Here is a 7,388-nt window from a genome sequence, read left to right as displayed (position 1 = left end):
AACGATCAACACCAGTAGTGCTTCGCCGGGTTCCCGGGATGCCGCGTGCCGCAACGCATTCAGCCACACGTGGGCGCCGTCCACGGCGCGGTCTTCGAGCTGACGAAGCACTACTCGACGGGGGCGACCCAGTACAGCTGCTTGTGGCCGCGGGCCTCCATCGTGGCCGCCACCTTCTCGGCCTCCTCGCGCGTCGCGAACCGGTCGACCTCGAACCGGTTGCCGTTGTCGTCCTGGCGCCAGACGACCCACGAGCGCCGCTCCGCCGACGAGCGCGTCAGGCAGAACTCGTTGCCGGCGGGGTCGCGCAGCACGGCCCACCCGGAGTCGCGGTGGTCGGCGGCCATCGTCGCGCCGAGGGCGAGGAGCCGGTCGATCTCGGCGTCGCGGCCGGTGCCGGTCGGTTGGAGGCACACGTGCATCCGGTTCTTGGCGACCTTGTCCTCCGGCACGGCCTGGAAGAACAGGCGTGGACCGTCGGGCGGCTCGATCACCACCTGCGCGTCGCCCGGTGCGCACTCCGGATGTACCGGATGACCCACGACGGCACTCCAGAACCGAGCCAGCGCATACGGGTCGGAACAGTCGAAGGAGACGTTGCGGATGAACGACACCATCGGTCCACCCTAGGCGGGCGCGTTAGGGTTCGGGCGTGACCATCGGTGGGCTGCCGTCCCGGCTGCTGGAGTCGAGCGCCGGCCTCGGCTGGCGGTCGGTGACCGTGCGGTCCTACGCCGATCCGCCCGTGGCGGGGCCGTTCACCACGCGGTCGTCCGACCTGCTCGTGGTGCTCGTCACCGCGGGGCGGTACCGCATCGAGAGCCGGCACGGCCGGGCGTGGCACGGCGCCGACTACCGCCCGGGTTCGCTCGGGATCACCGCGCCGGGCAACGAGTCGGTGCTGCGGTGGCGGTCCACCGGCGGCGCGACGATGCGGTCGCTGCACCTGCACGTCGACCCGGCCCTGGTACCCGACGGCACCCGGTTCCCCGACAGCCTCAGCGTCGACGACCCGTTCGTCACCACGTCGGCGCGGGCGCTGCACGACGCGTTGCGCGACGGCGCGCCCGACCTGTACGCCGACGCGGTCGCGCAGGCCATGGTCGCGCATCTGGCGTACCGCACCGGGTCCGCGGCGGCGCGTCCCGGTCCGCGGCTGGGTCGGCGGGACCTGGACGCCGTGACCGCGTACATGCGCGCCAACCTGGCAAACGACCTCGCCCTCGCCGATCTCGCCGGGCTGGTCAACCTGAGCCGGTACCACTTCCTGCGGGCGTTCTCGGCCTCGACCGGCCTGACGCCGCACCGCTTCCTGACCCGGCTGCGCATGCAGGCCGCGGAGGCGCTGCTGCGCGGGACCGACCACAGCGTCCTCCAGGTGGCGCTGGCGTGCGGGTACCGCAGCGCCGGCCGGTTCGCCACCGCGTTCCGCCGGGAGTACGGCTCGTCGCCGAGCGCCTACCGCCGTCGGGCATAGCGCAACTGCGGGCGCGAACCGCGCAATCCGGGGAGCGTCCGCAGGTCGGCGACCGGGAACCGTTGTCGGCATGGAACAGACACACAGCCGCGTGGCGGTGGTCACCGGTGGGTCCGGTGGGATCGGGCGGGCCGTGGCCGAGCGGCTCGGCGCCGACGGGATGAACGTCGTGGTCGCCTACTCCGGCAACACCGAGCGGGCCGCCGAGGTGGTCAAGGCCGTCGAGGCCGCCGGGGGACGGGCGGTCGCCGGCCGGGCCGACGTCGCCGAGCCCGACGAGGTCGACGCGTTGTTCGACACCGCCGAGCGCGAGTTCGGCGGCGTCGACGTGGTGGTCAACACGGCCGGCATCATGATTCTCAAGCCGCTCGTCGAGTTCGACCTCGACGACCTGGACCGCATGCACCGCACCAACATCCGCGGCACGTTCGTCGTGAGCCGGGCCGCGGCGCGGCGGCTGCGGTCGGGTGGCGCGCTCATCAACTTCTCCACGTCGGTGACCCGGCTCGCGCTGCCCACGTACTCCGCGTACGCGGCGAGCAAGGGTGCGGTGGACGCGCTCACGCTGGTCCTCGCGCGCGAGCTCCGCGGCCGCGACATCACCGTGAACGCGGTGGCTCCCGGGCCGACCGCGACGCCGTTGTTCCTCGACGGCAAGCCGCAGGAGGTCGTCGAGCGCATGGCGGGCCAGGCCCCCCTGGAGCGGCTGGGCACCCCCGACGACATCGCCACCGCGGTGGCGTTCCTGGCCGGCCCGGCCCGCTGGGTCAACGGGCAGGTCGTCTACGTCAACGGAGGGATCGCATGAAGGTCGCCGTGGTGACCGGTGCGTCGAGCGGGTTCGGCGCGATGACCGCGCGCGCGCTGGTCCACAGTGGACACACCGTGTACGCGGGGATGCGCGGGACGAAGGGCCGCAACCGGGAGGCCGCCGAGGAGTTCGACCGCCTCGGGCACAGCGTGGAGATGGACGTCTCCGACCAGTCCTCTGTGGACGGTGCGATCGCACGCGTCATCGGCGAGCAGGGGCGCATCGACGTCGTGGTGCACAACGCCGGTCACATGACGCTCGGACCGGCGGAGGCGTTCACCCCCGAACAGCTCGCCGCCGTGTACGACACCAACGTGCTGAGCACGCAGCGGGTCAACCGGGCGGTGCTGCCGCACCTGCGGGAGCGGGGCGACGGGCTGCTGGTGTGGGTCGGGTCGACCAGCGCCCGCGGCGGCACCCCGCCGTACCTGGCGCCGTACTTCGCGGCGAAGGCGGCCGAGGACGCGCTCGCGGTCAGCTACGCCGTGGAGGTGGCCCGGTTCGGCATCGACACGACGATCGTCGTGCCGGGGTCGTTCACCAGTGGTACCAACCACTACGCGCACGCCGGTCACCCCGACGACACGGCCGTGGCCGACGCGTACGCCCGCGCCTACGACGGCGCGATCGACGACCTCCTGGCCCGGCAGGCGGCGCAGTCGCCGCCGGACGCCGACCCGGAGGAGGTCGCGCGCGAGATCGCCCGCGTGGTCGACCTGCCGAAGGGCCGCCGGCCGTTCCGTGTGTACATCGACCCGGCGCGGGACGGCGCCGAGGAGGTGTTCCGCGTCGGCGACCGCATCCGGCTCGACTTCTACCGTTCGCTCGGCTACGAGAGCCTGCTCACACCACGATCTTCCTGAACCAGCGCGGCACGTCGTGGCGGTCACCGGCGACGAGGACCGCCACGTACCGCGCGGTGCGGTTCTCGCGCGGCGGTGCCGGGTCCCACGGCGTGTCGCCGTCGGTGAGGACGACCACGAGGTCGGCCGGCGGGCGGGACCGGGCCACGGCGCTGATCGCCGGTCGCAGGTCGGTTCCGCCGCCGCCGGTCAGCACGACCTCGGCCACGGACCGCACGGGACGGAGCTCGCCGGTGACCGTGTCGCACGACACGACCCGCACCGGGCCCCGGATGCGGCCGCTGCGCTGCACGATGCCGTCGATCTCGGACAGGCAGCGGGTGAGCCGGTCACGGTCCATGGACCCGGACGTGTCGACGACCGCGTACACGACCGGCGGCCGCGGCTGGCGCATCGCCGGCAGGATCACCCCGGGCACGGTGCGCCGTGCCGGGCGGGCGTACGTGTAGTCGCGGGTGCCGGCCACCTCGGCGGCCTTGCGGCGCACCACGGAGTTCAGCTCGGTGCGCCAGTCGACGTGCGGGTCGAGGAGGTCGTCGGCCCACCGGGCGAGCCCCGCCGGCACCTGGCCGGCCGACCGGATCTCGGCGGCCACCTGCCGCCGCACCTGGTCGGCCCGGTCGGCGTCGATGCCCCGGTGTGCCTCGTCCACTGTGGACGGGTCCGGCTCCCACGGCCGCCGGCCCGGCGTGGCGCCCGACCCGCAGTCCACGGTGGACACGTCGGGTCGGCGCGGCAGCAGGCGGTAGAGCTGCTCGGCGGTCATCCCGCGGGCCGCGCCCCGGATGTGTCCGAGGTGGACGCCGCCGGGCGGCAGCGTGACGCCGGCGTCGTCGAGATCGGCGTTGATGGCCGCGTCGCCGGCGACGTTGAACATGATCGCGAGCTCGGGCGGCTCGCCCAGCTCGGCGAACCGGGTGGCGTGCTCGCGCAGCAGGTGACCGACCTCGTGCAGCCACGCACCGGCGAGCTCCCGCACCGGCAGCCCGGCGCACCACGCGGGGTTCCAGTAGACCCGCCACCGGTCGTCGACGGCCATCGTCGGCACGTCGTCGCTGCGCACGGGCGTGCAGGCGAAAAGCGCGGTCGCCAGGTACGGCAGCATCTCCGCCGCCCGGGCGCGGGCGGCGGCCATCCGCAACGCGTCGTCGTGCGTCATGTCTCGATGAGGCGGCCCAGCTCGCGCAGGATCGGTTGCAGCGACCGCATCGACGCCACGTCCGGCAGCGCGTTGGCCGGTCGGGCCCGCACCCACCGGCGCGCCGTGGCGAACGCGATGTCGGCGTGCCCGGCGTCCGCGATGCCGGCGAGCACGCGTCCACACGAGACCCACCGCTCGGGGGTGAGCCGAGCCTCGGTCACCGCCCACACCGACGACGCGACCGCGTGCACGATGTCGCTGCGCCGGCCGTTGAGCCGCAGGGAGGCCGGATCGTCGAGCAGGGCCTCGGGGTCGGGAAGGTCCAGTGTGGACACGTAGGCGAGGAACTCGCCCGCGGCGGGCGCACCCACACAGCCGGCCACCAGCATCGTGCGCACCTGTCCGGGCGCACCTTGGGCGGCCGCGTACAGCCGGGCCGCCATCTCCCACGACCGCGGCGTGGGGAACGCGAACCCGGCCTCGCTGGCGCTGTCGGGCATCCGCGTCGCCAGCTCCGGCCGCGTGCCGAGGAACACCCCGACGAGCCGCATCGCGTCGGCGGTCCCCTGAGAAAGCGGCGCCGTTGCCTGGGGAGGGTGCGCTCCGTCGGGGTCGAGGTCCGACGGCGGGACCGGGACGCGCGGCCAGCCGTACGCGAACCCCTCCCGCAGCGTGGTCGCGGGCAGCGACCACTCCAGGTGGCAGAACCGGTTCGCGAGCGGCGGGGTGAGGTCCCAGCCGTCGGTGGCGACCCCGGGCGGGTTAGCCGCCGCCACCACCCGCACGGCCGGCGGCAGCGCGAGGTCGCCGACGACCCGGTCGACGGCCACGCGCAGCATCGCCGACTGCACGGCGGGCGGCGCGGTCGACATCTCGTCGAAGAAGACGACACCGCGCGGTGCGGCCGCCAGTGCGCGGGCCCACCGGGGCGGGGCGAGCGTGACGGTGCCGGCCTGCGCGTCGACGACGGGCAGCCCGGCGAAGTCGCTCGGCTCGCGGATCGAGGCGATCACCGTCTCCAGGTGCAGGCCGAGGTCGGCGGCGAGCTGTTCGATGACGCTGGTCTTGCCCTGGCCGGGCGGTCCCCAGAGCACCACGGGGACGTTGGCCGCCAGGCAGATGCCGAGCGCGGAACAGCCAGCCTCGTACCGGTCCATGATCGCCTAGGGTATCGAAGGAGGTCACGCGCCGTGAGACCCGGGGTCGGCTCTCAGGGCGGCCAGGCCGGCGAGGACCTCGCCGTCGGGCGGGGCCCCGGCGTCGAGCATCGCCAGCGCCTCCTCCACGGACAGGCCGGCCGCCGACCACAGGGCAGGCTGCACGTCCGGTGCGCGCGTGGCGACCGGTCGCCACGACCGCCAGCGCTCGAAGATCGGCAGGGCGCCGGTGTGGCCGGTCCGCCGCAGGGACTCGACGTACGCGGCGCCGTCGTGCTCGACCCACGCCGCGAGCCCGGTCCAGCCGTCGAGGTAGTCGTCGAGGCCGCCGGTGGCCTCGACGACGAGCTGGTCGAGCAGGCGCTGCCACTCGGCCGGCCGGGCGCCGGCGCTGTCCAGGGCGCTGTCCAGGGCGCGGTGCAGGGTGGGGTAGACGTCGTAGGGGATGCCGCCGAGCCCGTACCGCAGCGCCACGTCGAGGTCGACGCGTGGATCCCGGGCGGCGGCGTAGCGCACGAACTCCGTGGTGTCGTCGACCCCGAGCCGGAACAGGGTCCGCCACGACGCCGAGTCGACGTAGTCGCCGGAGGGCCGGCCGGCGGCGTGGACCGTGCGGATGAACGTCCCGGCGTCCCATCCCGACCGGTCGACGTCGTGCCAGCCGCGCCGGCCGACGGTGTCGACGAGCAGCTGCAGGGTCGGCCCGGCCCAGCCGAGACGTGCGACCTGGTCGGGGGTGAACCACTGCCCGACGAGGTGGACCCCGCGGACCCCGCGCACGCCGAGCCGCCGCAGCCGCCGCCAGGTGCGCGGCCGGCGCAGGCACCACCACGCCGGACGCGACCAGCGCCACAGCGCCACCGCCGGCGCCGACGGGGCGATCAGCTCGGGAAGCGTGCCGAGTGCCTCCACCCACTCCCGCCGCGACGGCGGGAGGGCCGGAAACGTGAGGACGCGCAGCCACGCCAGCACCGCGACGACGCTGCCCGCCACCAGCAGCACGAGCAGCACCACGTCGACGGCCAGCAGCACCGGCCGGTGCCGGCCCGGCCCGTCGAACGGCCACACCATGTACCCGACGCTGCACAGGAGCACCAGCACCACCCCGTCGATGGGCGCGTAGCGGTGCAGGTTCGTGAACCTGCGCGTCCCGTCGACGAACGCCCAGAGGAACCCCAGGAACACGACCCCCACGGCGGGTGCCAGCCAGTGCAGCCACGACACATCGACCAGTGTCCCCCCGCCCTCCGCGACGCCGCGGCCCCTCCCGGGCGCGACGGAGCTGATCGAGGAACCTTCGGCGGGTCACAGGTGCGCGTTTCCTCCTCGATCACCTCCGTCGAGCCGGCACCCGGCACCGCAGGGCCGAGGTGTGCCGTGCCAGCCGTTCGCGTCCAGCACGGCCCCCACCTCGGCCGCGACGGCGCATGGCCGCCTCCGACGGCCCGGGAGAGCCAGGCGATGGCCCGGTCGACCGTCGGACTGGCGTGCACGAGATCGAGCACGGTCTCCTCGACGCGGGTGCGCGGCGGCTGGAGCGCCGGATGCCTGCTGCGGTCCGCGTGTCCCGACCGGTGCACCACGACGCCGGCCGGCGCCACGACCCGACGCCCGGCGGGCACGGACACGTGGACGTCCGACCCGCGGGGCTCCACGAGTCCGTACAGCTCCGCGGCGGTCTCATGGCTGAGCACCGCACCCCGGCCGGCGCTGAGCACCGCGGCCCACAGCCGCGCCGTGCGGGGCAGCGGGCCGCTGAAGGTGGGCACGCCGCGGTGCACCCGCTGCCACCGGCCCGCCGACACCCGCGCGTCGATCGCGGCCGGGACAGCCCTGCGGCCAGGGCCTGGGCCCGGGTCAGGATGCCGGCCTGCGCGGCGACGACGGATTCGACCACCGGACGAGGATCCGGCCCGCGGTCCGGCGGGGGAAGGCACGG

Annotated in this window: 7 protein-coding genes; 3 read left to right on the top strand and 4 right to left on the bottom strand. The window is 74.7% G+C overall.

Translation table 11 applies throughout. From position 1 onward, the window contains the following. Positions 1-110: 110 nt before the first annotated feature. The gene (locus Voc01_RS44355) at positions 111-617 is read right to left on the bottom strand and encodes a VOC family protein (RefSeq protein WP_203933776.1); all 507 of its coding nucleotides are present in this window, start codon (positions 615-617) and stop codon (positions 111-113) included. 35 nt (positions 618-652) lie between these two features. On the opposite strand from Voc01_RS44355, the gene Voc01_RS44350 reads away from it, so the two are divergent. The 3 genes from Voc01_RS44350 to Voc01_RS44340 all read left to right on the top strand — a co-directional run bounded on the left by Voc01_RS44350 (position 653) and on the right by Voc01_RS44340 (position 3,151). Further along, positions 653-1,477, top strand: coding sequence for a helix-turn-helix domain-containing protein (locus tag Voc01_RS44350; protein ID WP_203933775.1), 825 nt, complete (start codon positions 653-655; stop codon positions 1,475-1,477). 70 nt (positions 1,478-1,547) lie between these two features. Further along, a complete protein-coding gene (locus tag Voc01_RS44345; RefSeq protein WP_203933774.1) occupies positions 1,548-2,285 on the top strand; it encodes an SDR family oxidoreductase in 738 nt (245 codons plus the stop codon). Then, a complete protein-coding gene (locus Voc01_RS44340; protein WP_203933773.1) occupies positions 2,282-3,151 on the top strand; it encodes an SDR family oxidoreductase in 870 nt (289 codons plus the stop codon). The genes Voc01_RS44345 and Voc01_RS44340 overlap by 4 nt, the downstream gene beginning before the upstream one ends. Here Voc01_RS44340 and Voc01_RS44335 read toward each other — a convergent pair. From Voc01_RS44335 to Voc01_RS44325, 3 genes are read right to left on the bottom strand one after another with little or no spacing between them, the layout of a single operon-like run. After that, positions 3,132-4,310 (bottom strand): vWA domain-containing protein, encoded by a 1,179-nt coding sequence (locus tag Voc01_RS44335; RefSeq protein ID WP_203933772.1) that lies wholly within the window; start codon positions 4,308-4,310, stop codon positions 3,132-3,134. The two genes, Voc01_RS44340 and Voc01_RS44335, sit on opposite strands and share 20 nt — an antisense overlap. Next, the gene (locus tag Voc01_RS44330; protein ID WP_203933771.1) at positions 4,307-5,449 is read right to left on the bottom strand and encodes an AAA family ATPase; all 1,143 of its coding nucleotides are present in this window, start codon (positions 5,447-5,449) and stop codon (positions 4,307-4,309) included. The genes Voc01_RS44335 and Voc01_RS44330 overlap by 4 nt, the downstream gene beginning before the upstream one ends. A 24-nt stretch (positions 5,450-5,473) precedes the next feature. Next, positions 5,474-6,673 carry a hypothetical protein gene (locus Voc01_RS44325; RefSeq protein ID WP_203933770.1) on the bottom strand — a complete coding sequence of 400 codons (1,200 nt, stop codon included), beginning with the start codon at positions 6,671-6,673 and terminating at the stop codon, positions 5,474-5,476. Positions 6,674-7,388 lie beyond the last annotated feature (715 nt).

This window comes from Virgisporangium ochraceum, from assembly GCF_016863655.1.
Taxonomy (GTDB): Bacteria; Actinomycetota; Actinomycetes; order Mycobacteriales; family Micromonosporaceae; genus Virgisporangium; species Virgisporangium ochraceum.
The sequence above is the reverse complement of the archived record's forward strand: the minus strand, read 5'-3'. Positions and strand labels throughout refer to the sequence as shown.

Coding starts and splice junctions, on each gene's coding strand:
- Voc01_RS44355 (WP_203933776.1), bottom strand. CDS start 617: ATGGTGTCGTTCATCCGCAACGTCTCCTTCGACTGTTCCGACCCGTAT.
- Voc01_RS44345 (WP_203933774.1), top strand. CDS start 1,548: ATGGAACAGACACACAGCCGCGTGGCGGTGGTCACCGGTGGGTCCGGT.
- Voc01_RS44340 (WP_203933773.1), top strand. CDS start 2,282: ATGAAGGTCGCCGTGGTGACCGGTGCGTCGAGCGGGTTCGGCGCGATG.
- Voc01_RS44335 (WP_203933772.1), bottom strand. CDS start 4,310: ATGACGCACGACGACGCGTTGCGGATGGCCGCCGCCCGCGCCCGGGCG.
- Voc01_RS44330 (WP_203933771.1), bottom strand. CDS start 5,449: ATGGACCGGTACGAGGCTGGCTGTTCCGCGCTCGGCATCTGCCTGGCG.